Source organism: Rhodococcus tibetensis (assembly GCF_024438035.1).
GTDB classification, from domain to species: Bacteria; Actinomycetota; Actinomycetes; order Mycobacteriales; family Mycobacteriaceae; genus Rhodococcus_F; species Rhodococcus_F tibetensis.
Map to the genome: position 1 here is coordinate 127993 of NZ_JANFQF010000014.1, position 25194 is coordinate 153186.

A 25194-nucleotide genomic window follows, 5' to 3' on the forward strand; every position below is an offset into this window, starting at 1 on the left:
GAACTCGATGGGAGACTCGAAAATGGAAATCCAGGACTACCTGCGCATTCTGCAGGCACGATGGAAAATCATCGCCATCACCACGGTGGTGGCGATCCTCGGGGCGCTCGGTGCCTCACTGCTCACTACGCCGCTGTACGAAGCCTCCACCCGGTTGTTCGTCTCCACCTCTGCCGGCTCGTCGGTCGGCGAGCTTCAGCAGGGCAGTCAGTATTCGATGAATCGTGTGACGTCGTACACCAAGCTGCTGACCGGTGAGACGCTCGCGCAGCGCACCATCGACAAGCTGGGTCTCTCCGAGACACCGGCCGAGCTCGCTTCCCAGGTGAAAGCGACGTCCGCACCCGACACCGTTCTCGTCGACGTCACAGTCCAGGATCCCTCCCCGGAACGAGCGCGCGACATCGCCAACGCGCTGTCCGACGAATTCGTCGTGATGGCACGTGAACTCGAGGCGCCGGAGAAGGGCGGAGCACCCACGGCGCGCGTCGTCGTCGAACAGCAGGCACAGACGCCGTCGACCCCCGTCTCGCCGAAGATACTGCGCAATCTGGCGCTCGGTGCCGCGGTCGGTCTCCTGCTGGGCATCGCGCTCGCCGTCCTGCGTGACCGCCTCGACAACACCGTGAAAGACCGTCGCACGGTGGAGGAGCTGGCAGGATCTGCCTTGATCGGCACCATTCCGTTCGACAAGGATCGGCAGACTCAGCAAGCCATCAATTTCGCGGAGGGCCACTCGTCGAGTGCGGAGGCGTACCGAGAACTCCGTACCAACCTGCAATTCCTCGAGGTCGACAACCCGCCCCGGGTCATCGTGGTCACCAGTTCGCTACCGACAGAGGGCAAGACGACAACAGCGATCAATATCGCGCTGGTTCTCGCCGAAGGCGGCAAGAACGTGTGCCTCGTCGAAGGCGACCTGAGGAAGCCGCGCGTGTCCAAGTATCTGGGCGTCGTCGGATCGGTCGGTCTCAGTAGCGTGTTGGCGGGGCAGGCCAAGCTCGACACAGTGCTCCAGCCGACGCAGTACAACGGGTTGACCGTGCTTGCATCCGGACCGATCCCGCCGAATCCCAGTGAGTTGCTCGGAACGGCGACGGCGCGACAGGTTCTCGCCGACCTTCGCGAACGCTTCGACTACGTCATCGTCGACGCCTCACCCCTGCTGCCGGTGACCGACGCCACCGTGCTCACCGCACTGTCGGATGGTGCCCTGGTCATCGCCCGGCACGCCGAGACGAAGCGGGAGCAGCTGTCTCGTGCAGTCGGGAATTTGCACAGCGTCGGCGCCACCATCCTGGGCACGATCATCACGATGACGCCGAGCCGTGGACAGGGCGTATACGAGTACAAGTACTACTACGAGACCGATAAGTCCCTGCCCCAGATGCAGAGGGCAGAGGCTGCCGTGCAAATTCCACCACCCCCGGTCCACGCCGCCCAGCCCCCGGCGGCGCCGCCTGTACGGAACTCGGCGCCGGCCGGGAACGGTCACCACGCGAGCTCCGCCTATGTCGAGACCCAGGCACATCAGGTGTTGGAGCAAGAACACGACACCAACTGGGTGGAGCAAGTGAATCCACCCGCGTACACGGCGCAGCCTCCCGCCCCGCGGCGTGCCCGGCGATACCGCGAGGACGGGGAGGACGCGTCAGGGCCGGACGCTCCGCGTCAGTAGTCCCGGACGCTCCGCGTCAGTAGTCCCAACAGGTCGGCTATCTCGGACCCGACGGCCAGGAACGTTTCTTCGTCCTGACCGATCGGGTCCGAGATGTCTTCGGGTGTGTCTTGCGGTCTGTGTTTGGGACGCGCTGCGGCCAGGTCGGCAACACTCTTCGCGTCCGCCGCCACAGCAAGTCGTGCCGCTTCCCTGAGTGTGAAGGTCTTCTTCAACTGCTCAGGTGCCATTGCCAGCACCTTCTCCCGCTGACGCTCGGTCATGGTCAGCACCAAGTCGGCATCCACCGCCAGGTCCTCGGTGAGCCGGCGCGCCGTGAACCCGCTGGGGTCGCCTCCGAGGCCTTCGAGTACCTGTGCCGCAGTCGGCTCCATCGGATGCCCGACCATGGCCCGGGTACCTGCACTTTCGGCAGTAAGATCGGGCAGTCCGAGCTCCTCGGCGAAGGCCACTGTGAGGCGCTCGGCCGTTGGGGAACGACAGACGTTTCCGGTGCAGACGAAGAGAACATGCATGGGCGAAGCATAGGGTCTCGGTCCGCACCATGCGTACACGCACTGTTGGCTTGGAACATCAGTCGGGTAAACACCCTGCTCACCCGCGCGGGATATCAACGGTGCATGCGCTGCACCGTCTTTGGAACCGGATACCTGGGAGCGACCCACGCCGCCTGCATGGCGGAATTGGGACACGACGTGCTGGGAGTCGACATCGATCCCGGAAAAGTGGCGAAACTCTCCGCGGGTGAGGTGCCGTTCTACGAGCCCGGCCTGGCCGAGGTTCTGCGCCGCAACATCGAGGCAGGCCGGCTGCAGTTCACCACCTCGTATGTCGAGGCCGCCGCGTTCGCCGACCTGCACTTCCTGGGAGTCGGCACCCCGCAGAAGAAGGGGGAATACGGCGCGGATCTGCGGCACGTGCACTCGGTGATCGACACACTGGCTCCCCTCCTCGACCGACCCGCCGTGATCGTCGGCAAGTCGACGGTCCCCGTCGGAACAGCGGCGGAACTGGGTGCCCGTGCGCGGGTGCTGGCGCCGGCAGGGGACGCCGTCGAGGTGGCGTGGAACCCCGAGTTCCTGCGGGAAGGGTTTGCCGTCGAGGACACCCTGCACCCCGACCGGATGGTCCTGGGAGTTGACCGGGACCGGCCCGGGAGCGCAGAGACGCAGTTGCGTCAGCTGTATGCCCCGCTGCTCGCCGAGGACATTCCCTTCCTGGTCACCGACCTCGCGACCGCCGAACTGGTCAAGGTGTCGGCGAACGCATTCCTCGCCACCAAGATCTCCTTCATCAATGCCATCTCGGAGGTGTGCGAGGCTACCGGCGCCGACGTCACCCAGCTCGCTGATGCGCTCGGCTACGACGCGAGAATAGGCCGTCGCTTCCTCAACGCCGGACTCGGATTCGGCGGAGGCTGCCTGCCCAAGGACATTCGCGCCTTCATGGCCAGGGCCGGTGAACTCGGCGCCAATCAGGCACTGCATTTTCTCCGCGAGGTCGACAGCATCAACATGCGCAGGCGTACGCGGATGGTCGAACTGGCGGCACAAGTGTGCGGCGGCTCGTTGCTGGGCGCCAACGTCGCGGTGCTGGGTGCTGCATTCAAGCCCGAATCCGACGACGTCCGTGATTCTCCCGCCCTCAATGTCGCGGGGATGATGCAACTACACGGTGCAGTCGTGAGCGTGTACGACCCCAAGGCACTCGACAACTCGAGGCGCCTCTTCCCGACTCTCAACTACGCCACCTCGGTGGCCGACGCCTGCGAAAACGCCGACGCGGTACTGGTTCTCACGGAATGGGCCGAATTCGCGGCCCTGAAGCCGGACGATCTCGCCGGAGTAGTCCGAGCCCGCGTGATGGTCGACGGCCGCAACTGCCTCGACGCCCAGCAGTGGCGGAACGCGGGATGGGTGTACCGGGGTCTGGGCAGGGGCTAACGTTGATCTCGCCGCAACGGAGGGCGAGGCGATGGCGAAGTTCCGGGTCGGATTCGCAACAGCACTGCTCGGTGCGCTCGTCTGCCTGCTCGGTGCGGTCCCCGTCCACGCGGCCGAAATCCCGACTCAGCCGGGTCCGGCACAGTCCGACGCCGGCGCGGCCATCCGGTACTCGAAAGACAACCCCGGTTCCGCACCCCCCGGCGTCAACGACTTCTCCTGCCGTCCCGATCCCGAACATCCCGCCCCGGTGGTCCTCGTGCACGGGAGCGACGGCAGCGCGTACTCCAACTGGGCAGGCCTGAGCCCGAAACTGAAGGCCGCCGGTTACTGCCTGTTTGCGCTCAACTACGGCCGCAAACCCGGAACCGAAAACTTCGGGATGCAGCCGATGGCCGTCGGTGCACACGAACTCGAGGAGTTCGTCGACGACGTGCTGTCCGAGACCGGCGCCGGGGAGGTCGACATCATCGGACACTCGCAAGGCGCGACCGTCGCGAGGTACTACATCAAAGAACTCGGTGGAGCTGGCGAGGTGAGTCGGTGGATCGGTCTCGCGTCGCCCTCCTACGGCGGAACGTTCTTCGGGATCGCAACCGCTGTGGTGTCGGTACCGGGCGGCACTCAACTGATCGAAGGGATCGGCTCGGAAGCGCTGGCCGAACAGGTGGAGGGCTCGGAGTTCCTCGACCGGCTCAACGGAGGTGGCGACACCGTGCCCGGCGTCGAGTACACGACCATAGGGACGCGGTACGACGAGGTGATCCAGCCGTACACCAATGTGGCGTTGCGCGACCCCGACGCGAAAAACATCCTCGTTCAGGATCTGTGCCCGCTCGACCAGACCGGGCACTTCAACCTTCCGTACGACCCCTTCACCCAGCAGCTCGTTCTCAACAGTCTCGACCCAGCCCACGCCGTCGTGCCACCGTGCACGGTTGTTCCCCTCGGCACGGGAATAGCGGGTGTGATCATTGCGAGCAACTCCTGATCCGCCGACTCCTGCCCTGTCCAGCTGCTCGGTTGCTCCGGAGATGCCGTTCGCTAGACTGCGGGGCAATGGAGTGGGGGATTCCATCATGCGGACCCGTGCACAGTCGAGTAAGGCGGCCCATGATTTCGGTTCTCGGAGTTTCGGTTGGTGCAAGCGCTGTGCGGTTGGCACGACCCGACTCCGTGACCCGCGAGGACCCGGGGCACCGCGCTTTGCCTGACTTCCGCGCCCAGGTGGTGGCCGCCGGGCGGGAACTGCCCGAGGACCTTGCCGCCGAATCGATCGGCGTCGTTCTAGCCGGGGGATTCGATTCGGGCGAGGTGCACGCCACCGGGGTCGCGTATCGCGACGAGGCGCAGGCAGGCGCCGTCCAGGCAGCCATGGCACGTCAACAGCTCGGCAACTATCAGCTCGTTCCCGAGGCGACCGCAGCGTTGACCGTGCTGGACGCCTCGGGGGCCTTGGGTCATCACTCGACGCTCGTGTTCTACGACCTCGGCAGTTCCGGGCTCACCGTCAGCGTCGTAGACCGGGACACCGGCGCCGTGGTGGAGAGCACCCGCACCGACACCGTGAGCGGTGACCTCTTCGACCGGCTGATCCGCGACAACCAGTTGGTGAACAAGCGCATCAGCACGCCGCTCGACGCGGCCTCGAGCATCGCGCTGGATCTTCGTTGCCGGGAGGCCAAGGAACGTCTGTCCACCGGCGGCGCCGTCGCGGTGCCCGGCGACGGCGGCTTGCTGTTGCTCTCGCGTGACGTGTTCGACTCCCTCATCGGCGTCACCGTCGAGTCCTCTGCTCGCCTCGCCCGGGACGTGATCGCTCGGTCCGGACGGATCCCCGACGCCGTAGTTCTCACCGGCGGAGGGGCGCGGATCCCACTCGTGCGCGCCGTGCTGGAATCCTGGCTTTCCTTGCCTGTAATCGTTCCGGAGCACCCCGAACTCGTCGCTGCGCAGGGCGCGGCCCTTCTCGCGCAACAACGACAGCAGGCGCCCGGTGGCGTCACCGTGCTTCCGCCGCCAGCCGAGCCGTTCGCTGCGTCGGTCGGCTCGACGGCAGCCGGTCCCTATGCCGCCATTCCCGCGGACCAGGCTTCGCCGCCGCCGATTCTGCCGGGCGAGTCCGACGCCGCCGTCGCTCGCCAGGCACCGGGTGCGTCGGGTGGTCACAGCAGTGGGCCCTCGAGTACGCCGTCCTGGTTGAGTGCGGCGGCACCACCACCGAGTCAACGGGTAGCGAAGCCCCAGATCCGCGGTGCAGCGCTCGCAGGTGGGGCGTTGGCCGTCATCGCACTGATCGGCCTCGGCCTCGGATACGGCAGCAATTTTCTGAACAGCACGGAGGGCACCTCTCAGCCCGTCACCACCCAACCGAAGACGCAGGCCCCCGCCGTGACCGAGATGGCGACTCCGTCGCCCGCGGCGCCCCCACCGCCGTCCACAACAGAAGTGGCCGACCAGCCCGCGACCGCGTCCCGAATCCAGGTTCCGGATCCGGAGCCGGAACCCGAACCGCTGCCTCCACCGCCTCCGCCCCTTTTTCCCGGGCTCCCGCAGATCCAGTTGCCACCACTGCAGCTGCCCCCGCTGCCCAGAATTCCCGGCACATAGTCCCCGCGCTTCGTACCTTTCCCGTGGTGGCGGGGCACTCAACGCGCCTACCATGGTAGTGGTTCACGCACTGTCCGATTCCGGGCGGCGTCGAACCCAAGGTCGCGCAGAGAGGATGTGTGCAGTGACTGTTACTCCCGCGGGGTCGTACCACACCCCGAACCCACGAAACTACTCGTCCGGTAGCGCGCGGGACGGCAGTCTTCCCGCCGCGTACTACAAGCCGATCCTCAGGATGTTTCCGCCCACGAGCGAGACAGCTGAGAAGGTTGCGATGCTCACCGTCTACGGGCTGATGGCCGCTGCCATCGTCGTCATCGCGCTGCAGGTGGCCGGAATCCTGAACTGACCACGCCGAATTGCCCGCGGTGCGGCGCGGGCCTCATTTCGAGTGGCGGCCGCCTCTCGAAGGTGCGGCGGCGCGGAACTCGGGGACGCCCTTGGCGCCCCGCGATCCGAGCGGACGTGCCAGTACCACCGCGATGGCCGTGGTCAATGGCACCGACAGGGCGAGCGCGATACCGCCGACCGCGGAGCGCACGATTTCGATGGAGACTGCGTCGCTGAGTAATACGTCCTGGATCGACCGTCCTGCGACGCTGAACAACAAGAGCAGGGGTAGCGCACCACCGGCGTAGGCGAGCACCAGCGTGTATACGGTGCTGGCAATGTGGTCGCGGCCCACCCGCATCGCCGAACCGAAGATCTGGCGTCGGGATGCGTCGGGATCGAGCGAGGCGAGTTCGAATGCCGACGCGGCCTGCGTGATGGTGACGTCGTTGAGCACGCCGAGTGAGCCGATGATGAACCCGGCCAGCAGAAGCCCCGTGATGCTGACGTGCTGGATATAGGCCTGGACGTTGGTGTTCTGCTCCTCGGAGAGCCCGGTCAGCTGAGTCATCTCGATCGTGACGTAGGACAGGACCGCCGCGACGATCATCGATGCGAGGGTGCCGAGCAGCGCGGAGCTGGTGCGTAGCGACACGCCGTGCGCCAGGTACAAGACGGCGTACAGGATGATCGCTCCGGACACGAGAGCAACCGGTATTGCCGGCTTGCCGTCCAGCAGGGCCGGAAGCATGAAGAGGACCAGCACCCCGAAAGACACGACGATGCCGATGAGCGCCCGGAGGCCCCGCCACCGAGCGACGACGATGACGACAACGGCGAAGGCGAGAGCGATGAGCGTGACGGGCAAGCCGCGGGCGTAATCCTCGAACGAATACTCCGTCGTCCCGTTCACATCGGTTTGCCGGGAGAGGCGAATGCTCTCACCGACCCGAAGGTCGGGTTGCCCGGGGCCCGGGATGATTTCGAGCAACGTCTGGGTGCCGCTGTTGGGACCGGACTCGATGTCGACGATGCTGCGCTGGCATTCGTATGCGTCCGTGGGCGGTGGCACGGGAGAACCGGTGAACGCTCGTCCCGCAGAGGAACTCCCACAAGCGCCGATGTCCTGCATGGTCACCGTGCCGGCCTCGGTGACCGCAACGCCGCCCTGCGCGCTCTGGAAAGGAAGGTCCACGGCGACGTCCTGCTTGCTCGGCCACAGCGCGATCGCACCGATGAGCACAGCGACGCCTATGACGACCAGGAGCCCGATCACCACTTTTGCGGCGACAGGACCCACCGGCACCGGGCCGTGGCCGTGCCCGTGGCCGTGGCCGTGAAATTCGCTCATCGGCCGTGCCGCGCCGGCTGCCGGCTGAATAGTCTCCGCACGCACACAGGGTAGCCGGAGATCAACCGTGCCCGGTGCGGCTGGAGTGACGGGAGATGCCCATGTTGCCGTCCCGCCTGGGCCGTATTGCTCTCATGTCGCCTATATGTCGCCAATGTGGTTAGATATCGATGCGCGGCGCGCTGCAGCTATTACGCAGCGAATGCCGAGATCTGGCAAAGGGATGAGTCGGAACTCCGAACGAGGGGTGGGTTCCGCTGGCGTTGATTGCCTTGCCGGAGCGAAGTGCCGAGCTGGGTGGCGGGGTACAGGGGGGGTTGACCCCGCCACCGACCTGGCGCCCACAGGGGGGGAGGGGCGACAGGTGCTCGCGGCACTCAAGGTGCCATCTGTCAATCTACCGACACGGTAGGGGTATTCGTCAACCGGGTAGGTCATTTCGCACACCGTGTCGTGACCTCATGCCCCGACGACATAGGATTACAGCCGTTCGGAGGTGTCCTATGCGCATTTCGCGGCTGCCGCGGTCGAGAAACCATCTTCGCCGGATCGTGGCGCGGATGGAGCTTCCCGTGCCCTGGAACAGGGACGAGCTGGTGAACAGTGTCGCGCGGCGCCGCGGGCGCCCCATCCTCGTCGTTCCGGTAGCGCATGCACTGGTCCGCGGCGGACACTTCGGCCTCTGGCTGGCGCGCGCCACCGACGATGTCATCCTCTACGCTGCCGGCACGTCGGACGTACACGCCACGCACATCATCTGCCACGAGCTGGCGCACATGGAACTCGGCCACGATCGTGATGCGGTCGGGGACACGTCCGTCGACTCGAGAGTGCTCGCCGAGGCGGCACCGTCCGTGGACACGACGAACGTGGTCAAGGTGTTCGGCCGCTCCAATTATTCGAACGACCAGGAATACGACGCCGAACTTCTCGCCACGCTGATCATGAGCGGACGGCGATCGACGACGTGCGAAACCGGTGGTGACCCGCGGGCCTCGCGGATGCTCGGAACGTTCTGACCGTGTACACGCCTCCCGCCTACATGACGTTGCCTCTGCTGCTGATTGTCTGGGCGACGACGATTCTCCGGCTGACTCTCGTCCGTTCGACCGTCGCCGAGCGCAGGTTGAATGCGGCGCTGGTCTTCGCGTCGTTGTCGCTCGTCCTCGGGCGTCCGGCGGTCCGTGATCTCATCGACGGTGGGTTCGGCTACGGTCTCACGCGAATCCTCGGCAATGTGTGCATCATGCTGACCGCCGCATCGCTGATCAGTCTGTTCTGCGTGTGGGCACTTGGCCCCGAGAGACTTCCCCGAATTCATCTCTTCGCGTTGTCGGCGGCGCTCGTCGCGGGGGCCATCATGATCGCCCTGAGCGCGCCTGCGCGTTCCCGAGGAGTTTCTCTCGCGGACGAGGGTGGCTGGCGGTTCGCGGCGTATTGCCTCACCTATGCATCGCCGATCTTCGGGGCGGCCTGCCTCAACCTCTCGATCTCGCTGAAAGCGGTGCGCAGCGCGGTGGCTGGGCGCGAGCGCCGCATCTTTCTGGCCGTCATCGGACTGTCCGTGTTCGAGATGGCGGACATGGCAATCGTCATGCTGACGGGCGTGAGTAAGGCCGTCGGCGACGGCAGCACGTTCACCGAATCACACTACGACTCGGGAGCGTTCATTCGGCTGTTTGCAGTGTCGGCCGGAGCATTGATCGCATTGGGGCCGGCGCTGCGGGCGGCCGATCGCAGGTATCGCTCGTGGCGAGTCGCCAGACGGCTACTGCCGATGTGGCAGACCCTGACGGAAGCCGTTCCGGAAGTGGTACTCGAACTACGGCCCGATGATCGCCGAACCTTGTCCTCGGATGACCGCCTGGACCGAATGGGCGTAGAAATCCGAGACGCGATCCTCGTCCTGGACCGATACATGGTGTTCGAATTGGGCAACCAGGCGGGCAGTGCAGCACCCGTGGTCGCGGCAACCCGGTTACACCTGGCGTGCAAGGCCCGGATTGCCGGGCACCCGGCGCACGGCACCGGTGTGCTCACCCACTCGTGGTCGTCCGATATCGGCGGTGAACCATGGGAGCTGGCAAGGCTCGCTGATCACTGGCACGACGCCGAACAGGTGGCCGCAACCCTGTGGGCGCGGCGGTTACCGCAGTTCGGTGGTCTCGAAGCACCTATCGTCCAGGATGACCGCGTGACGACTGTCGTACCCCGCTAGGCGGGGCGGCCGGGGGTTCGTCGCAGCTTTTCCAGAACCGGGATCAACGACTCCATCTCGTCGGGAGTCGGGGACGCGGCGGCATCGAGCGACCGCATCGACAGATGTTGCACGCCGGCGTCCCGGACGGCGATCTTGAAGCGCACGAGGGTGTCGTACTCGCTGTACCCGTCGGCGGCGAGGTACTGCTCGGGTGCGGAGAAATGCTGGGCGACCGCGCGGAGAACCTCGGCCTGGGCCGCGTGCTCTTCGCCGCGCCGCAACGATTCGATCACCGAGGGGTCCACGGTTCTCCCGAGAATCCGTGAAACCCCGGCCGCGACGGCCTCCGTCCCGGGTTCCGGGGCATCGAGTTCGTGGGCCAGCGCGAACAGTCGATTCACCCGCACCGACAGTGGCACACCGTTCATGCGTTCACCTCCGTGTCGCCGCTACGTTCCGGGTGGTCGGTGTCTTTCAGTCTCACCGTGTCTTCCCATCGGCGCCAGAAACGCTCACGCGTGGCCGCGTCGAGGCCCTCTTCCCGCCCGTAGAGGAAGCGGCGGTACAGCGCTTCCTCCCGTTCGTGCGGATCGCTGACAGTAGACGGTTCCTCGAGCAGATGGCCGAAGGCGAACTCGACGAGCGGCTGGCGCGGACCGGCTGGACCACCGTTGACCTCGAGCAAGCGGGTGACGTAGGCGCCGGTGATCTTGGAAACTACCCGGGAGAGGTCGGCCGCGGCCTCCGCCAGCCCCGGCACCTCCGGATGAGCTGCACTCAGCTTGTTGATCCGGGTGTGCGGACCGAGGACCTCGATGATCGTGTCCAGACTCAGCGGAATCTCGGACGGCCCCAGACTCAGCGGGCGCGACGGCAGCGACCGGTCATCCGTGTCGAGAGCCTCCAGCGGAGTGGGACTGCCGCCGTCGAGTGTCCGCGCCGCACTTCCGGGTGCCCACCGCAGCGCGACGTCCAACTTACGGAGGGTCTCGATACTCGGGTCTGGCCCTGTCCCGTTCTCGGCGCGGGTCTGGGCAGCGTCCGACGGGCCACCGGCCGCCGTGACCTGGTCCTGGGTGAGGTTCAGCAAACGCCGTCGCTTGTAGACGAACTCTCCGAATCGCGCGCGGGTGCTGGTGACCATATTTTCCCCCGGGAGACACGCAAGCGACGCGCGTGTCGCTTGCTGTGCCCCGATCCTACTGCTTGTAGCTGGTGAGGAAATTACCGAACCGCTCGATGGCCACAGCGAGGTCGCGAGCCCACGGCAGGGTCACGATCCGCAGATGGTCGTGATCCGGCCAGTTGAATCCCGTGCCCTGCACCATCAGGATCTTTTCCTGTAGCAGCAGGTCCTGGACCAGCTTTTCGTCGTCGTAGATTTCGTAGACGTCGGGGTCCAGGCGAGGGAATGCGTACAGCGCACCTCGGGGCTTGACGCACGAGACCCCGGGGATCATGTTGAGTCGCTCCCACGCCACGTCACGCTGCTCGAGCAGTCGCCCGCCGGGAAGGATCAGGTCTTCGATGCTCTGGTGGCCGCCGAGGGCCACCTGGATGGCGTGCTGACCCGGAACATTGGGGCACAAGCGGGTGGACGCGAGCAGGTCCAGTCCCTCGAGGAAACCCGCAGCGTGTGCCTTGGGCCCGGTGATGGCGACCCAGCCCGAGCGGTATCCCGCCACCCGGTACGCCTTCGACAGACCGTTGAAGGTCAGGCACAGCAGATCGGGTGCAAGTGTCGCCAGCGAAATGTGCTTGGCATCGTCGTAAAGGATCTTGTCGTAGATCTCGTCCGCCAGCAGGAGTAGATGGTGCTTACGCGCCAGATCGACCAGCTGCTGCAGCACCTCCATCGAGTACACCGCACCCGTCGGATTGTTCGGGTTGATGACCAGCAGGGCCTTGGTCTTCTCCGTGATCTTCGACTCGATGTCCGCGATGTCGGGATTCCAGTCGTTGCCCTCGTCGCAGAGGTAGTGGACGGGGGTGCCACCGGCCAGGCTGGTCATCGCCGTCCACAGCGGGTAGTCCGGCGCCGGGATCAGCACCTCGTCACCGTTGTTCAGCAGGGCCTGCATCGTCATGGTGATGAGTTCGGAGACGCCGTTGCCCAGATAGATGTCGTCGACATCCAGTTCGGGAAAACCCGGGACGAGTTCGTAGCGGGTGACGATCGCCCGGCGGGCCGACAGGATGCCCTTCGACTCGGAGTAACCCTGCGCGTAGGGGAGCGCCGCGATCATGTCGCGCATGATCACGTCGGGCGCGTCGAAACCGAACGGCGCGGGATTGCCGATGTTGAGCTTGAGGATCCGGTGTCCCTCCGCCTCGAGCCGGGCGGCGTGGGCGTGTACCGGTCCACGAATCTCGTACAGCACGTTCTGGAGCTTGGTCGACTGCTCCAGTGTGCGTGGCGGTGTGCGGTGATGGCCGTGGTCTGGGTTGCTCACGACCGTCATTCTCCCATCCTTGGGCAACTCCATTTCTACTGGTCGGTATGAGCGTCGGGACCAGGTGGTCGACCGACGAGAAAGCAGGTGCATGTGAGGAAGGTCACCGTACTCTCGGAAAAGGAGTCCGATTCGGCCGACGCCCACAGCCACCGGGAGGCACGAACACATGTCCGCACCGGAATTCACCCGTCCCGCACCCGTCGACGTCGTGCACCACAGCCACCTCACGGGCATCTTCGAGCCGCAGCGGAAGGAGGTGGACGTCAGTGACCTGGAGGTGATCGGTAACCTCCCGGCGGACCTTCATGGTGCCTACCTGCGCAACGGACCCAACCCGCGGTTCGACCCGATCGGCAGCTACATCTATCCACTCGACGGCGACGGCATGGTGCATCGCGTCGAATTGACCGACGGCACTGCCCGCTACACCAATCGATTCGTTCGCACGCCGATGGTCGAGGCGGAGGAGCAGGCGGGGCACGTCATCTGGCCGGGTGTCACCGACCTGTACACCCCGGGCGTGGAGGAGGTGGGCCCCGAACTCGCCGGCAGACCGCGCGAATTACCCGACATCAACGTGGTGCGGCACGGTGGGCGACTGCTCGCGATGGCCGAGACCACCCTTCCATACCAGTTGAACCACGAAGACCTGAGCACTCTCGGCCCGAACCACTGCGACGGCGCCATGTCCGTGGGGAGCACCGCCCACCCCAAGATCGACCCGGTGACCGGCGAAATGGTGCTGTTCAACTACATGCTCGAAGCCCCGTACCTCACCTGGTCGGTGGTCGATGCGGACGGGTCGGCGACGCGCATGCCCACACCGGTCGACGGTGTCGACACACCGTTGATGATTCACGACATGGCCCTCACCCGGCGATACATCGTGCTGATGTTGTGCCCACTGGTCTTCGACATGGCAGCGGTGCTCACCGGTGGTTCCGTGCTCGACTGGCGGCCCGAGGAGGGAACGCGGATCGCGCTGATTCCGCGCGACGGCGGCCGGGTGCGCTGGCTGACGTGTGACGCATATTGGGTATGGCACTTCGCCAATGCGTTCGACCTTCCCGGCGGGAACGTGTCTGTCGACTATGTGGAGTGGACGTACCCCGGGGGGTTCGCCAAGGCGCCGGCACCCGCCACAGGATCCCTGGTCCGCCTCGTCATCGACCCCGAGAGTGGACACCTGACGAAGGACGTGGTGTCCGACCGCGACGTCGAGTTCCCCCGTGTCGACGACCGTGAACTCGCCACACCCCATCGCGCTGTCGCCACCGTCGGCAAGCTCGACGTCAGCCGGGGCAGGCAGGACTCGTTGTGGTTCTTAGACACCGTCCGCGGCACGGAATGTCATTGGGACCCGGGAAGTGTGTCGGTGGGTGAACCGATCTTCATACCCGGCGGCGAGCACGAGTACTGGGGGATGATCGGCACCGACCGAAACGACATGTCGTCGTGGTTCTTCGTGCTTCCCGCCGAAGACCCGGGATCCGGTCCGATAGCCAAGGTGCGGTTGCCGATCCGAGTACCGGCCGGACTCCACGGGGCGTGGCTTCCTGCGCAGTAGGCGGGCGGCGGAATATCCTCGGCCAATGACATCTGCGCCCTACGGCTCCTGGCCCTCACCGATCGCGGCGGCGGACCTCGCATCCAGCGGTCATCCCGTGGAGGGCGGCCGATATGTCGGCGAGGACGTGTGGTGGTCGGAGCTACGCCCCAACGAAGGTGGGCGAGTGGCCGTGCGACGCCTCGGTCTGGACGATGAGCCCGAAGATGTGCTGCCTGCCCCCTGGAACGCGCGGACGCGGGTACACGAGTACGGCGGTGGCGCCTGGGCGGTGACCGACTCCGGCCATCTCGTCTTCGCCGAGTTCGGTGATCAGCGTCTCTACCTTCTCGAGGGGGCGACCCCGATACCGCTGACACCGGTTCCGCCGCAGCCCTGCTCACTGCGTTACGGCGACCTGTCGGTCGTCGACGGAGCGGTATGGGCGGTGCGGGAAATGCACGACACCGAGGGTGGGGTCACACGCGATATCTGCGTGGTTCCGTTGGACGGGTCCGCTGCGGACGACTCCGATCGTGTTCGGTCCGTCGTCGCCGGGTCCGACTTCCTCGCATACCCGCGGCTGTCTCCCGACCGCCGTCACCTTGCCTGGATTGCGTGGAATCACCCCCAGATGCCCTGGGACGGTACCGAACTGAGGGTTGCGGGCCTCGCGAACGGCCGGGTGATCGGGGAGGTGAGGACACTTCTCGGTGGACCCGAGGAATCGGTGCTCCAGCCGGAATGGGTAGGAGCAGATGAGCTCAACGCGGTCAGCGACCGCAGCGGTTGGTGGAACCTGTACCGCATCGGTATCGACGAAGCGGAACCCGTGGCGCTGTGCCCGACGGAGGCAGATTTCGGTGGTCCGCTGTGGATGCTGGGCGCGCGGTGGCACACGCGACGCGAAGACGGCACCCTGCTCACCGTTCGGACCTTCGGGACCGACACCCTGGCGGTGCTCGACCCGGACACCGGATCACTGGTGGACATCCCCCTCGACGGTCTCACCACAGTCGGTCTGTCGGATCGTCAGGGGAATCGGCTACTGCTGCTCACAGGGGGCGCGAAGACTCCGTCGGGCCTCCGCGAACTCGACCTCGACACCGGCGCGCTCCGCACCGTCCGCCTGTCCGTCACCGACCTTCCCGAGGCGGCATACCTACCCGAGGCGCAGCAGTTGACCTTCCAGGGGCCAGAGCGGGAGGTGCACGTGATCGCCTATCCGCCTCGACATCCGCGGTACAGCGGTATGGACGGTGAGTTGCCGCCGTATGTGGCGTTCGTCCACGGCGGGCCCACTTCCCGGGTGGCCCCGGCCCTCAATCCGGTGTTCGCGTTCTTCACCAGCCGTGGAATCGGCGTGGTCGACGTCAACTACGGCGGGTCCACCGGATACGGGCGTGAATACCGGAACCGGCTACGGGGCCAATGGGGTGTGGTCGACGTCGAAGACGTGGTCACGGCCGTGACCGGTCTCGCCGATGCAGGACTGGCGGACCCGCGCCGGCTGGCCATCGAGGGTGGTTCTGCCGGCGGCTGGACCGTTCTGGCGGCGCTGACCACGTCCGACGTGTTCGCCTGCGGGGCTTCCTACTACGGTGTGGCCGAGCTCGACGGATTCGTCAAGGAGACACACGACTTCGAGTCCCGGTACATCGACGGGTTGATCGGCCCGCTCCCCGAATCAGCCGACCTCTACGCGGAGCGTGCTCCCCTCAACAACGTCGACGGATTGAACTGCCCGGTCCTGCTGCTCCAGGGGCTCGACGACCCGATCGTCCCGGCGTCGCAGGCCGAGCGATTCCGAGATGCGCTCGTGGCCAAAGGCATACCGCACGCGTACCTTGCGTACGAGGGCGAGTCGCACGGGTTCCGCAGGCTCGCCACGTTGATCAGTTCGCGCAACGCCGAGCTCTCCTTCTACGGTCAGGTGCTGGGCTTCGAGCCCCCGGACATTCCGCGGCTCGACCTCTGGCGTCCGGACGCGGAATAGTCGGAGGGTGGTGAACTCGGACCGAAAGCAGACGTCGTGCACGGAGATCAACAGTCGGTCGTGCCATTTGCAGGGGGTGGGAGCGGCCTATACGCGGTGCCGGTGCGGACGCCGCGCGAGAATTGAGAGCCTGCGTTTGCGGGTTACATGCGCTACTGGAGGCGAAGTTGTTGGAGTGCGCTGACGATCGCAGAGCGCTTCCCAGCGGGTAGCAACGGCAGCCGGACGTTCGGAGTGGAAATGCGGCCTTGGGCATGGAGAACGGCCTTGATGACAGTGGGGTTGGGGTCGGCCATGAGCGCGCATGCAGGGCCTACGAGTTGGTTTCCCCAAGCTCGTGCCCGCACGGTGTTTCCGCAGCGCCACAGCTGGAACAGTTCGACGAATTCGCGTGCGCACACATTCGCAGTTGCCAAGATCGCTCCCGTCGCACCCATCGCCAGGAGAGGCGAGACCAGTGCGTCTTCTCCCGCGAGAACCGAGAACGAATCCGATGGTTCCGCGAGCAGTCGCGCGGTGTCGATGTCCACCGCCCCAACCGCCTGCTTGATGCCGACTATCTGCGGATGCCCGGACAGGCGGACAAGGGATTCCCAGCCCAGTTGCTGGCCCGTGCGATACGGAACGTTGTACAGAATCAGCGGGAGTGGGCTGCGCTCGGCAACGTACTCGAAGTGCGCCACAACCCCTGCCTCGGACGGGCGGGTGTAATACGGGACCACCACCAGCGCACCGGCGACATCGGCCTCGCTAGTGAGTTCCTCGATGGCGCGCACTGTGCCGACCGTGTCGTTGGAGCCTGCCCCGACCAGCAGCGGAACTTTGTGCTCGCGGCACACTCTGCTGCAGATTTGTATCACATCTCGACGTTCCTGCACGCTCAGCGTGGCCGGCTCCGCCGTGGTCCCCAACGCGACAATCCCGGCGGCTCCCTCTTCGATCACGGTGTGGGCGAGGCGCTCGAGGTCGACGACATCGAGCTCTCCGCTGTCCGCGAAGGGCGTGACGAGCGGGACAAAAAGTCCTGACGGGCGGAAGGTCATGCCTCCAGTCTCACCGACCCGATGATCAAGATCCAGTTACCATTCCTGAAGTTATCCGTAAGCTAGTCTTATGCTCGACATACGGAAGCTGAGACTCCTCCGCGAACTGGCTCACCGAGGCACCATCGCGGCGGTCGCCGAGGCACTCGCGTACACGCCCTCCGCGGTATCGCAACAGATTGCGGCCCTTGAACGCGAGGTTGGTCGGGCCCTGCTGACGCGCACCGGCCGTCGGGTAACACTGACGCCGGCTGGGGTGGTACTCGTCGAGCACACCGAGGTGGTTCTTGCCGCCTTGGAACGGACCGAAGCCGCGCTCGCCGCCACTGAGACCGGGTTGGCGGCATCGGTTCGCTTGGGGGCATTTCCGACGGCCCTACGGACGATCGTGCTCCCCGCGATGTTGGAAATCGGCCGTGCCGAACAAGACTTGGAGCTGACGGTGACCGAGGTCGACCCCGCGGATGTGCCGGACCTCCTTCGCGCAGGTCAGCTGGACATTGCGCTGGTTCACGAATATGACAACGTCCCCTCCACCATGGGCCCAGGCATCGAGATCGAACCGCTGCTTGATGAAGTCGTGTTCCTGGCGTCTTCAGCAGCGCCGGTAGTGGACAGCATGGCAGTGGTCCGCAGCCACTCCGGTTGCCGCTGGATAGTCGGCAACCCCGGCACGCTTTGCCACACCATGACTGTGCGCACCTGCCAGTCCCAGGGCTTCGAACCGCGCATAACCCATCGGGTCGATGACTTCGCGACGGTCCTACGGCTCGTTGCTGCGGGAGCCGGTGTGGCATTGGTTCCGGAGCTCGCGGCGACCGATGTCCCGGAAGGGGTAGTACTCACCGCGCTCCCGATCGGCCGACGAACCCGAATCGCCTACCGACACGGAAGCCGGTCCCGGCCGGCGTTCGCTGCGGTGACCGCTGAACTACGCCGCGCGACCCGATCCTTCCGTCCCGCATCAGGTGTCGGATGGTAATTCCGCATCGACGTACATGTTGCGGGCGGGATCAATGCAGCCTCGAGCGTTAGCGGGCTACCACGCACGATGCAGATGCGGCCCCTCCGGCAGCGCGCCTGGGACCTACTGGCGCGCACAATCAGCGATGACGAGGTGACAACAGCGCCCCCACCGTTTCCGGTGGGGGCGCTGTCGACTGGTTCGGCGGTGCTAGTTCTTTCGACCCGGCGCCTTTGCGCCGGACTTGAACCCGAGCCCACCCGGCTTCGCCTGAGGCGGCGCTGGAGTGGTTTCCGGCGCCTTACCGCTGGATCCGTCACCGTTCGACGCCGGATCCTGGGGTGTTTCTCCCGTTTCCGACTTCGGCGCTTCGGCGGTGTCCGCCACGGGCACAGGTGCCTCGCTAGCCGGAGCCTTCGGAGCCGCAGCCTTTCGGGCGCCTGGGGCCGTGGCGCCGCTCTTGAAGCCCAGGCCGCCGGCCTTGGCAGCCGGGGAAGCTTTCGGCGCTTCCGCGGCAGGCGCCTCGGCGGCGGAAGAGGCTGACGCGGGTGCCTCGGGTTCTGCAGCAGGTGCCGGCGCAACGTCCGCCGCCGGAGCAGCTTCGGCTGTCGGCGCGGCCTTGGCGCCGGGTGCCTTTGCCTTGCCCTTCATCTGCAGGCCCTTGCCGCCCGGGGCCTTGGCCCCACCGGCGAGTCCCAGCCCCTTCGCCTTGGGTGCCTCGGCTGCGGGAGCAGCTTCGGCGGTGGGTCCTGCCTCGGCGGTGGGTCCTGCCTCGGCGGTGGGTCCTGCCTCGGCGGGAGCAGTGGCCTTGGCGCCGGGCGCCTTCGCGGCACCCTTCATCTGCAGACCCTTGCCACCGGGAGCCTTGGCCCCACCTGCGAGTCCCAGACCCTTGGCCTTGGGTGCCTCTGCGGCGGATGCCTCGGTGCTTTCGGCCGCGGGCGCCGCGGTCTTCTTGGCGCCGGGCGCCTTGGCACCGCCCGCCATGCCGAGTCCCTTGCCGGGAGCTTTTGCACCTGGAGCCTTCGCACCTGGTGCTTTGGCGAGGCCCTTCATCGCCAGACCCTTGCCGGCCGGAGCTTCCTTGGCGGCCGGAGTGTCGGCTGCCTCCTCGACCTCCTCGACGCGCTCCTTCTCGACGACCGCGGCCTTCGCCTCGTCCTTCACCGGCTCGACCTGCTTCTGCGGCTCGGCCGGCTTCTCCCGCGGGATCACCTTGATGTTGTCGCTCAGTTTGTCCGCTTCGAGACGCGTGATGGACGAGAGCATCAGCTGGGCGACGTCCACCACCTCGACGCCTTCACCCTGGCCTGATTCCTGGCGCGCGGTGACCCCGTCGTTGAGCATCACGCGGCAGAACGGGCAGCCGGTCGCGATTTTGGTGGTCGCGGTGCTCAGCGCCTCGTCGACCCTGTCGACGTTGATGCGCTTGCCGATGTTCTCTTCCATCCACATGCGGGCGCCACCGGCACCACAGCACATGGAACGTTCGCCGTGTCGCGGCATTTCCTTGAGCTTCGCGCCGGACGCCTCCATGAGTTCACGCGGGGCGTCGTACACCTTGTTGTGACGGCCGAGGAAGCAGGGGTCGTGGTAGGTGACATCCTCGCCGACCGAGGCAACGGGGATCAGCTTCTTCTGCCTGACGAGGCGGTTGAGCAGCTGAGTGTGGTGAACCACCTCGTACTGTCCGCCGACCTGTGGGTACTCGTTGCCCAAGGCATTGAAGCAGTGGGCGCAGGTCACGACGATCTTGCGCTTGTTCTGCTCGACGCCGTCGAACACCGAGTCGAGTGTTTCGATGTTCTGCATGGCCAGCTGCTGGAACAGGAACTCGTTGCCCGCACGACGGGCGGAATCGCCGGTGCAGGTTTCCTCGGCACCGAGCACCATGAACTTGACGCCTGCCGTGGCAAGCAATTCAGCAACGGCCTTCGTGGTCTTCTTGGCGCGGTCCTCGTAGGCACCGGCACAACCGACCCAGAACAGGTACTCGTAGTCCTCGAAGCTGTCCGCATCCTGGCCGTAGACCGGGATGTCGAAGTCCATCTCGCTGATCCAGTTGAGGCGGTCCTTGGCGTTCTGGCCCCAGGGATTGCCCTTGTTCTCGAGGTTCTTGAACAATCCGGCGAGCTCGGAGGGGAACTCCGACTCGATCAGCACCTGGTAACGGCGCATGTCGATGATGTGGTCGACGTGCTCGATGTCCACGGGGCACTGCTCCACGCACGCACCACAGTTGGTGCACGACCACAGCACCTCGGAGTCGATGACGGGCGCCAGCTCACCCTCGACGGTCTCGCCGACGAGCTTGCGTTCTGCCTCACGGCGGGCACCCTCCGGGATCGCGGAGAGCTTGGCCTCGTCTACGGCGCCTTCGCCGTTCACCAGCCCGACCTCGTCGCCGCCCATGTCCTTGCGGCCACCGGCCAGCAGATACGGGGCCTTCGCCGACCCGTGATCGCGCAATGAGGTGATGAGGAGCTTCGGCGACAGCGGCTTGCCGGTGTTCCAGGCGGGGCACTGCGACTGGCAGCGGCCGCACTCGGTGCAGGTGCTGAAGTCGAGCCAGCCCTTCCACGAAAAGTCCTCGATGTTGCCGGCGCCGAACGTGTCGTTGTCGGGATCGGCATCGTCCATGTTGATCGGCTTGCCGCCGGACATCATGGGCTTGGCAGCACCCAGGGCGACGCCACCGTCGTCCTCGCGCTTGAAGTAGATGTTGAAGAAAGCCGCGAACCGGTGCCAGGCAACACCCCAGGTGATGTTGCGTCCGACGATGTACAGCCAGATCATGCCCGACATCAGTTTGACGAAGGCGAAGAAGGCGACGAGGTTGGGGCTCGCCGGCAGCAGCTTCGCGAGGTTCATCGTGAAGAAGTCGGTCCACGCGTTGGCGTGCCCGTAGGTGGCGATCTTCCCGGCCTTGACGAAGATCATGCCGAGACCCTCGATGAGGACGACCGCCTCGACGAAGTACGCCGCGCGGAAGTTCGAGCCTGCGAATCGGGACAGCCGCTCCGGCCGGCGCGGGTGGTTGAGCTGCCGGATCACGATCAGCGTGGTGATACCGATGACCGTGCCGAGGCCCAGGACCTCGTCGATGAAGTGGTAGACGGCGGTGTTACCGACGAGCGGCCAGTGGAAAGCCGGGTCGAAGGTCTGTCCGTAGGCCTCGAACCAGACGACCGCGCCCAGCATGAAGCCGACCATGACCAGCCAGTGGGCCCAGCCGACGGTGCGGAACTTGGCCATGCGGGTGTGGGCGATGAACTCGACGCACATCTGCTTGAAGCGGGGAAGGAACGGTCGCCAGCGGTCGGGGGCCGGTTGGCCGAGGCGGACGATGCTCACCGTCTTCAGCACGCCACCGATGAAGGCGAACCAACATACGAGGCTCAACAGCACGCCGATGGTGCCCAACGTGATCGTCAGGGCATTCATGTCGCGGCCTTTCGTTTCAGGGCGGCACAGTGGCCACCACGGGAATGCTCAAGATCGTAACCCGTAGTAAGTTACCCGCCAGTAACACACTACTCCTACTGGCCGGTAACCAGAGCGGTGCGACGGCTCACCTGCACCGTCGCAGTTCCAGTCGGCGTGGTGTGCGGCGCCGACCGGACATAACTGGATGTCACGTTAGGTGGTCGGAAAGTGACCCTGCTCCCAAGGTCGCCCTAACTCGACTTTTCGGGGACCTGCGACGGAATCGGTTCCGATCGAACTCTTTCGAATGCGCCGGGAGCCGATGTCACGAAATAAGTCGCAGTGGGGTTGCAGCTGGATAACGATCGCTGCACATTCAGTTACGTTCGGGAGTTCCATCCACTCGGTGGCTATTCGTAAAATTGCGGATTCACGAGGTTACCAGGCGGTAACTTACCGTCGCGGGAGCAAATGTGCGTATTGATCATTTTCCGTTGTGACTGCGCTGTTACTCTGAGCGTGTTTTTCGGGCCCTTGCCAGCGGCCGTCGGGGAGGGGTCGGCAGTGCAGTTCGATCGCCCAAAACTTTGTCGGGACGTTCCTGAAATGAGGCACCCATGATCGTGAGAAGAGCTGCAGCGACGGCGGGAATGGCGACAGCCGCCATGGTCCTAGCTGCTGGAGTTTCCCATGCGGAACCCATCGCGGGTCCCGCTCCCGCGCCGGTGTCGAGCGCGCCGGCGGTGTCGTCTCTGCCGTTCCGTGACGTCGCCTCCCGGGAGGAGAACGACCGCGCCTTCGCTCAGTTCGGTACGCAGGTCGGCATCGCAGTCACGGTCGGGAGTCTGGTCGGTACCATGGCCGGTGCCGGAATTGGTTGTGTGGCAACGTTACCCGCCTGCGTACCCGGTTTGGTGACCGGCGCTGGGATCGGCGGTGTCGTCGGTACGATCGTCGCCGGCGGTCCCACGCTGGGCGTGAGTGCGTATCAACTGTGGGAGACGTACAACGCTGCTCCGGGTACGTCCATCTACGCGGACCGCGACAAGTAGTCGTTGTGTCGCGATTCAGCCCCGCCGTTGCTCGCTCGCGGCAGGGCTGCGCGCGATTCGCCACCCCAGCCGGTCAGCGAGAAAACATTTCCAAAGTCTGTTTTCTTACCATTATCTGAATACATGTTCGGAAATAGGCGGGCGACCCAGACTTCCCAATTAGTCAATGGCCGCCGGACCCCACTCGACATCGGCATTGAATGGGACCTGGGTTAATCGAATCGTCTTTGAATTGGGATCTTTCACAGGCGCAAGTTACTGTTCATCACTGGATGGGGTTTGAAACTCTAAGGGGATGGAATGAAGTTGCGTCGTTTCGTTACGACATCGGCTCTATTGGTTGGTGTCCTGGCGACGGGCTCCGGAGTAGCTGTCGCGGACCCGGCAGAATCTCGCGACAATATCGGCTACGAGTCACACATCGAGGACCGTACCGTTGTGACCAAGCTCGATGCGGGGTCCTTCGCGCTGGCCTCGGACGGTGAGTCCGTGGCAATCAAGGATGCAGGTGGGGCGACGGTCGTGTCCCTCCCGCTCGCGTACCGGTTCGACGGACTCGAGTTTCCGTTCGAGGAAGAAATCACCGAAGACGGCAGGACGCTCCGTCTGACGCCGAGCGTCGACAAGGAAAAAGCCACGCCCGTCGCTCCAGAAGACCGGATCGAGGCCATAGCGCTCCACGATGTGGCCTCGATCGACGAGAACACGCGAGCTCAGTCGGCTTTTCAGCAGCAGCTCGGAATTGCCACGACCGTCGGTAGCCTCGGCGGCACGATCGTGGGCGGGATTCTCGGATTCGCCGTCGGATGCGCCATCGGCACACCCGTCGCCGTGTTCGGATGCCTGCCGTTCGGTGTCACCGGAGCTGGGATCGGTGCCATTATCGGCACTATCGTCGTTGGCGGTCCCACGCTGGCCATCGCGGGCATCGATCTGATCAATACCCTGAACGCACCTCCCGGCACCACCAAGTGGGTGAAATAAGCGCGTCCGGTTGCTCGTTGCCGCCCGTCCTCCATCAGATGGAGGACGGGTGGTTTCTCGTTTCGGTGAGTGAAACTGATCACAGCGGCCGAGCTGACTGACGGATCACACGATTGCTTAGGCTACCCTTCGTGCGTCCCATCGCTGCGCTCACCGAACGGATCTCGATGATTCTCCGAAGGTTTACTGCCACTTCCATGCTCGTCGTCGCGGCGATGGCCCTGGCAGCCTCGCCGTCAGCGGCCGAGCCTGCACCAGGCTCGGCGCCGGTCGCGCAGCAGGGTGCACCGAACATCAACTACCAGACGGCGCGCGACGGTGACGCGGCCGTCGCCACCATCGACGCGGGATCCTTCTCGATCAACGCCGGGAACGACACGGTCGACGTCGTCGACGACGGTGGCTCGGTGGTGGCGTCCATTCCGACGTTCTTCCGGGTAGACGACCTGCAACATCCGTTCGAGATCACTGTCGACGAATCCGCCAAGGTCCTTCGGCTGGTCCCGGACATGGATCCCGCGGCCGCGACACCCGTTCCGGTGGCCGAACGGCTTACTCTCGACGATGTCGCCGCGCCTCAGGACAAGGCGGAGCGGGACAAGCGTGCGCTCGACGACTTCCAGCAGCAGTTGGGTATCACGACGGCCATCACGGCCATCGTCGCGGCGATCATCGGTGGTGGCATCGGCTGCGCGATCGGCGTCATTCCCGGCACAGCTGCCCTGGTGATCCCCTTCCTCGGGCTGGCAGGCCCGATTGCCGGATGCATCGGCGGTGCGCTGGTCGTCGCTCCCGTGGTCGCGCTCGCAGGCACCATCGTGGTGGGCGGAGGCGCCCTCGTCGTGCTCGGAATTCAGTACTTCAACACGATCAACAGCCCGTTCGTTCCCCCCGTCGCTCCCGCTCCGGCCGCATGAGCGGCCGCATCGCAGGTTCTCTACGCACCATCACCAGCGGCGCGATTCTGGTCGTGGCGGCGCTCGCGATTTCGGCAGGGACCGCACATGCGGCGCCGGCCACGGTCCCGGCTTCGGAAGACATCGGGTACGCGGCGCACGCCGAGGGGACGTCTGTCGTCACGTCGATCGACGCGGGTGCTTTCCGCATCACCGACTCCCAGGATGCGGTCGAGGTGGTGGACGACGGTGGCACCGTAGTGGCCGCGCTTCCTCTGACCATCCGGGTGGGGGAGGCGGTCTATCCGATCGACGTCGACCTCGCGGACCGGACGTTGCGCCTCACGCCCCGCGTCCCGGCCGATGTCGCGCAGTCGCTGAAGTCTGTGGCCGACGAGGGTTTCGACACCCAGGACGAGCGTGATGACAAGGCGCTGGCCGATTTCAACAGTTACCTGGGATACGCCACCCTCATCGGCGGCCTCATCTTCGGGGTCGTCTTCGGTGTCGTGGGACTGGTCGTAGGATGCGGCCTCTTCGCGGTGACGCTCGTCGGCGCACCGGTCGGTTGCCTCGGTGGCCTGATGGCAGGCTTCGCGGCAGGTGGCCTCATCGGAACCATCGTCGTGGGTGGTGCCGCGCTGGCGATCCTCGGCATCCAGTACCTCGTCACCGTCAACACGCCGTTCGTCCCGCCCGCGCCGACGGCCTGATCATCG

At 65.5% G+C, this 25194-nt stretch carries 21 protein-coding genes; 14 read left to right on the forward strand and 7 right to left on the reverse strand.

Features of this window, described 5'->3' with window-relative positions:
• The first annotated feature begins 22 nt into the window (after positions 1-22).
• The gene (locus tag NOF53_RS17690; RefSeq protein ID WP_255971128.1) at positions 23-1678 is read left to right on the forward strand and encodes a tyrosine-protein kinase domain-containing protein; all 1656 of its coding nucleotides are present in this window, start codon (positions 23-25) and stop codon (positions 1676-1678) included.
• On the opposite strand, the gene NOF53_RS17695 is transcribed toward NOF53_RS17690, so the two are convergent.
• Positions 1672-2193 carry an arsenate reductase/protein-tyrosine-phosphatase family protein gene (locus NOF53_RS17695; RefSeq protein WP_255971047.1) on the reverse strand — a complete coding sequence of 174 codons (522 nt, stop codon included), beginning with the start codon at positions 2191-2193 and terminating at the stop codon, positions 1672-1674. The two genes, NOF53_RS17690 and NOF53_RS17695, sit on opposite strands and share 7 nt — an antisense overlap.
• A 105-nt stretch (positions 2194-2298) precedes the next feature.
• Between NOF53_RS17695 and NOF53_RS17700 the strand changes: the two genes are divergently transcribed.
• The 4 genes from NOF53_RS17700 to NOF53_RS17715 all read left to right on the forward strand — a co-directional run bounded on the left by NOF53_RS17700 (position 2299) and on the right by NOF53_RS17715 (position 6580).
• A complete protein-coding gene (locus NOF53_RS17700) occupies positions 2299-3621 on the forward strand; it encodes a UDP-glucose dehydrogenase family protein (protein ID WP_255971049.1) in 1323 nt (440 codons plus the stop codon).
• 31 nt (positions 3622-3652) lie between these two features.
• Positions 3653-4612 carry an esterase/lipase family protein gene (locus NOF53_RS17705; RefSeq protein ID WP_255971051.1) on the forward strand — a complete coding sequence of 320 codons (960 nt, stop codon included), beginning with the start codon at positions 3653-3655 and terminating at the stop codon, positions 4610-4612.
• A 122-nt stretch (positions 4613-4734) separates the two neighbouring features.
• Positions 4735-6231 (forward strand): DUF7159 family protein, encoded by a 1497-nt coding sequence (locus NOF53_RS17710; protein WP_255971053.1) that lies wholly within the window; start codon positions 4735-4737, stop codon positions 6229-6231.
• Between the two features lie 115 nt (positions 6232-6346).
• Positions 6347-6580, forward strand: coding sequence for a hypothetical protein (locus NOF53_RS17715; protein ID WP_374212630.1), 234 nt, complete (start codon positions 6347-6349; stop codon positions 6578-6580).
• Positions 6581-6613: 33 nt separating this feature from the next.
• On the opposite strand, the gene NOF53_RS17720 is transcribed toward NOF53_RS17715, so the two are convergent.
• Positions 6614-7912, reverse strand: a complete 1299-nt coding sequence (locus NOF53_RS17720; protein WP_255971057.1) for a YibE/F family protein — start codon at positions 7910-7912, stop codon at positions 6614-6616.
• 572 nt (positions 7913-8484) lie between these two features.
• On the opposite strand from NOF53_RS17720, the gene NOF53_RS17725 reads away from it, so the two are divergent.
• Positions 8485-8931, forward strand: a complete 447-nt coding sequence (locus NOF53_RS17725) for a hypothetical protein (RefSeq protein WP_255971059.1) — start codon at positions 8485-8487, stop codon at positions 8929-8931.
• A gap of 2 nt (positions 8932-8933) precedes the next feature.
• Complete coding sequence (locus NOF53_RS17730; protein ID WP_255971061.1) at positions 8934-10130, forward strand: MAB_1171c family putative transporter; 1197 nt, start codon at positions 8934-8936, stop codon at positions 10128-10130.
• Here NOF53_RS17730 and NOF53_RS17735 read toward each other — a convergent pair.
• Genes NOF53_RS17735 through NOF53_RS17745 form a run of 3 tightly spaced genes read right to left on the reverse strand, consistent with a single transcriptional unit; the run spans position 10127 to position 12574 of the window.
• A complete protein-coding gene (locus tag NOF53_RS17735; RefSeq protein ID WP_255971063.1) occupies positions 10127-10540 on the reverse strand; it encodes a hypothetical protein in 414 nt (137 codons plus the stop codon). The two genes, NOF53_RS17730 and NOF53_RS17735, sit on opposite strands and share 4 nt — an antisense overlap.
• Positions 10537-11256, reverse strand: a complete 720-nt coding sequence (locus NOF53_RS17740; RefSeq protein ID WP_255971065.1) for a helix-turn-helix domain-containing protein — start codon at positions 11254-11256, stop codon at positions 10537-10539. Before NOF53_RS17740 ends, NOF53_RS17735 begins: the two co-directional genes overlap by 4 nt.
• Positions 11257-11311: 55 nt before the next feature.
• Positions 11312-12574 (reverse strand): pyridoxal phosphate-dependent aminotransferase, encoded by a 1263-nt coding sequence (locus NOF53_RS17745; protein ID WP_255971067.1) that lies wholly within the window; start codon positions 12572-12574, stop codon positions 11312-11314.
• Between the two features lie 160 nt (positions 12575-12734).
• Here NOF53_RS17745 and NOF53_RS17750 point away from each other — a divergent pair, with 160 nt between their 5' ends.
• Together NOF53_RS17750 and NOF53_RS17755 are read left to right on the forward strand one after the other, a co-directional pair.
• Entirely contained in the window at positions 12735-14135 is a 1401-nt protein-coding gene (locus tag NOF53_RS17750) for a carotenoid oxygenase family protein (RefSeq protein ID WP_255971069.1), read from the forward strand.
• Between the two features lie 25 nt (positions 14136-14160).
• Positions 14161-16110 (forward strand): S9 family peptidase, encoded by a 1950-nt coding sequence (locus tag NOF53_RS17755; RefSeq protein ID WP_255971071.1) that lies wholly within the window; start codon positions 14161-14163, stop codon positions 16108-16110.
• 152 nt (positions 16111-16262) lie between these two features.
• On the opposite strand, the gene dapA is transcribed toward NOF53_RS17755, so the two are convergent.
• Positions 16263-17153 (reverse strand): 4-hydroxy-tetrahydrodipicolinate synthase, encoded by an 891-nt coding sequence (dapA, locus tag NOF53_RS17760; protein ID WP_255971073.1) that lies wholly within the window; start codon positions 17151-17153, stop codon positions 16263-16265.
• Between the two features lie 70 nt (positions 17154-17223).
• Here dapA and NOF53_RS17765 point away from each other — a divergent pair, with 70 nt between their 5' ends.
• A complete protein-coding gene (locus NOF53_RS17765; protein WP_255971075.1) occupies positions 17224-18135 on the forward strand; it encodes a LysR family transcriptional regulator in 912 nt (303 codons plus the stop codon).
• A 192-nt stretch (positions 18136-18327) separates the two neighbouring features.
• On the opposite strand, the gene NOF53_RS17770 is transcribed toward NOF53_RS17765, so the two are convergent.
• Entirely contained in the window at positions 18328-21561 is a 3234-nt protein-coding gene (locus tag NOF53_RS17770; RefSeq protein WP_255971077.1) for a (Fe-S)-binding protein, read from the reverse strand.
• A gap of 599 nt (positions 21562-22160) precedes the next feature.
• On the opposite strand from NOF53_RS17770, the gene NOF53_RS17775 reads away from it, so the two are divergent.
• The 4 genes from NOF53_RS17775 (at position 22161) to NOF53_RS17790 (ending at position 25188) form a co-directional block, all read left to right on the forward strand.
• Complete coding sequence (locus NOF53_RS17775; RefSeq protein ID WP_255971079.1) at positions 22161-22595, forward strand: hypothetical protein; 435 nt, start codon at positions 22161-22163, stop codon at positions 22593-22595.
• A gap of 300 nt (positions 22596-22895) precedes the next feature.
• Entirely contained in the window at positions 22896-23579 is a 684-nt protein-coding gene (locus NOF53_RS17780) for a DUF8020 domain-containing protein (protein ID WP_255971081.1), read from the forward strand.
• Between the two features lie 131 nt (positions 23580-23710).
• Positions 23711-24496: a DUF8020 domain-containing protein gene (locus NOF53_RS17785; RefSeq protein ID WP_255971083.1), complete on the forward strand. Its 786-nt coding sequence runs from the start codon at positions 23711-23713 to the stop codon at positions 24494-24496.
• Entirely contained in the window at positions 24493-25188 is a 696-nt protein-coding gene (locus NOF53_RS17790) for a DUF8020 domain-containing protein (RefSeq protein WP_255971085.1), read from the forward strand. Before NOF53_RS17785 ends, NOF53_RS17790 begins: the two co-directional genes overlap by 4 nt.
• Positions 25189-25194 lie beyond the last annotated feature (6 nt).

What these genes read in the sequence shown, in the direction of transcription:
- NOF53_RS17700 (WP_255971049.1), top strand. Translation starts at nt 2,299, where the DNA reads ATGCGCTGCACCGTCTTTGGAACCGGATACCTGGGAGCGACCCACGCC.
- NOF53_RS17775 (WP_255971079.1), top strand. Translation starts at nt 22,161, where the DNA reads ATGATCGTGAGAAGAGCTGCAGCGACGGCGGGAATGGCGACAGCCGCC.
- NOF53_RS17750 (WP_255971069.1), top strand. Translation starts at nt 12,735, where the DNA reads ATGTCCGCACCGGAATTCACCCGTCCCGCACCCGTCGACGTCGTGCAC.
- NOF53_RS17740 (WP_255971065.1), bottom strand. Translation starts at nt 11,256, where the DNA reads ATGGTCACCAGCACCCGCGCGCGATTCGGAGAGTTCGTCTACAAGCGA.
- NOF53_RS17780 (WP_255971081.1), top strand. Translation starts at nt 22,896, where the DNA reads ATGAAGTTGCGTCGTTTCGTTACGACATCGGCTCTATTGGTTGGTGTC.
- NOF53_RS17695 (WP_255971047.1), bottom strand. Translation starts at nt 2,193, where the DNA reads ATGCATGTTCTCTTCGTCTGCACCGGAAACGTCTGTCGTTCCCCAACG.
- NOF53_RS17745 (WP_255971067.1), bottom strand. Translation starts at nt 12,574, where the DNA reads ATGACGGTCGTGAGCAACCCAGACCACGGCCATCACCGCACACCGCCA.
- NOF53_RS17755 (WP_255971071.1), top strand. Translation starts at nt 14,161, where the DNA reads ATGACATCTGCGCCCTACGGCTCCTGGCCCTCACCGATCGCGGCGGCG.
- NOF53_RS17710 (WP_255971053.1), top strand. Translation starts at nt 4,735, where the DNA reads ATGATTTCGGTTCTCGGAGTTTCGGTTGGTGCAAGCGCTGTGCGGTTG.
- NOF53_RS17790 (WP_255971085.1), top strand. Translation starts at nt 24,493, where the DNA reads ATGAGCGGCCGCATCGCAGGTTCTCTACGCACCATCACCAGCGGCGCG.
- dapA (WP_255971073.1), bottom strand. Translation starts at nt 17,153, where the DNA reads ATGACCTTCCGCCCGTCAGGACTTTTTGTCCCGCTCGTCACGCCCTTC.
- NOF53_RS17735 (WP_255971063.1), bottom strand. Translation starts at nt 10,540, where the DNA reads ATGAACGGTGTGCCACTGTCGGTGCGGGTGAATCGACTGTTCGCGCTG.
- NOF53_RS17715 (WP_374212630.1), top strand. Translation starts at nt 6,347, where the DNA reads ATGTGTGCAGTGACTGTTACTCCCGCGGGGTCGTACCACACCCCGAAC.
- NOF53_RS17770 (WP_255971077.1), bottom strand. Translation starts at nt 21,561, where the DNA reads ATGAATGCCCTGACGATCACGTTGGGCACCATCGGCGTGCTGTTGAGC.
- NOF53_RS17765 (WP_255971075.1), top strand. Translation starts at nt 17,224, where the DNA reads ATGCTCGACATACGGAAGCTGAGACTCCTCCGCGAACTGGCTCACCGA.
- NOF53_RS17705 (WP_255971051.1), top strand. Translation starts at nt 3,653, where the DNA reads ATGGCGAAGTTCCGGGTCGGATTCGCAACAGCACTGCTCGGTGCGCTC.
- NOF53_RS17720 (WP_255971057.1), bottom strand. Translation starts at nt 7,912, where the DNA reads ATGAGCGAATTTCACGGCCACGGCCACGGGCACGGCCACGGCCCGGTG.
- NOF53_RS17690 (WP_255971128.1), top strand. Translation starts at nt 23, where the DNA reads ATGGAAATCCAGGACTACCTGCGCATTCTGCAGGCACGATGGAAAATC.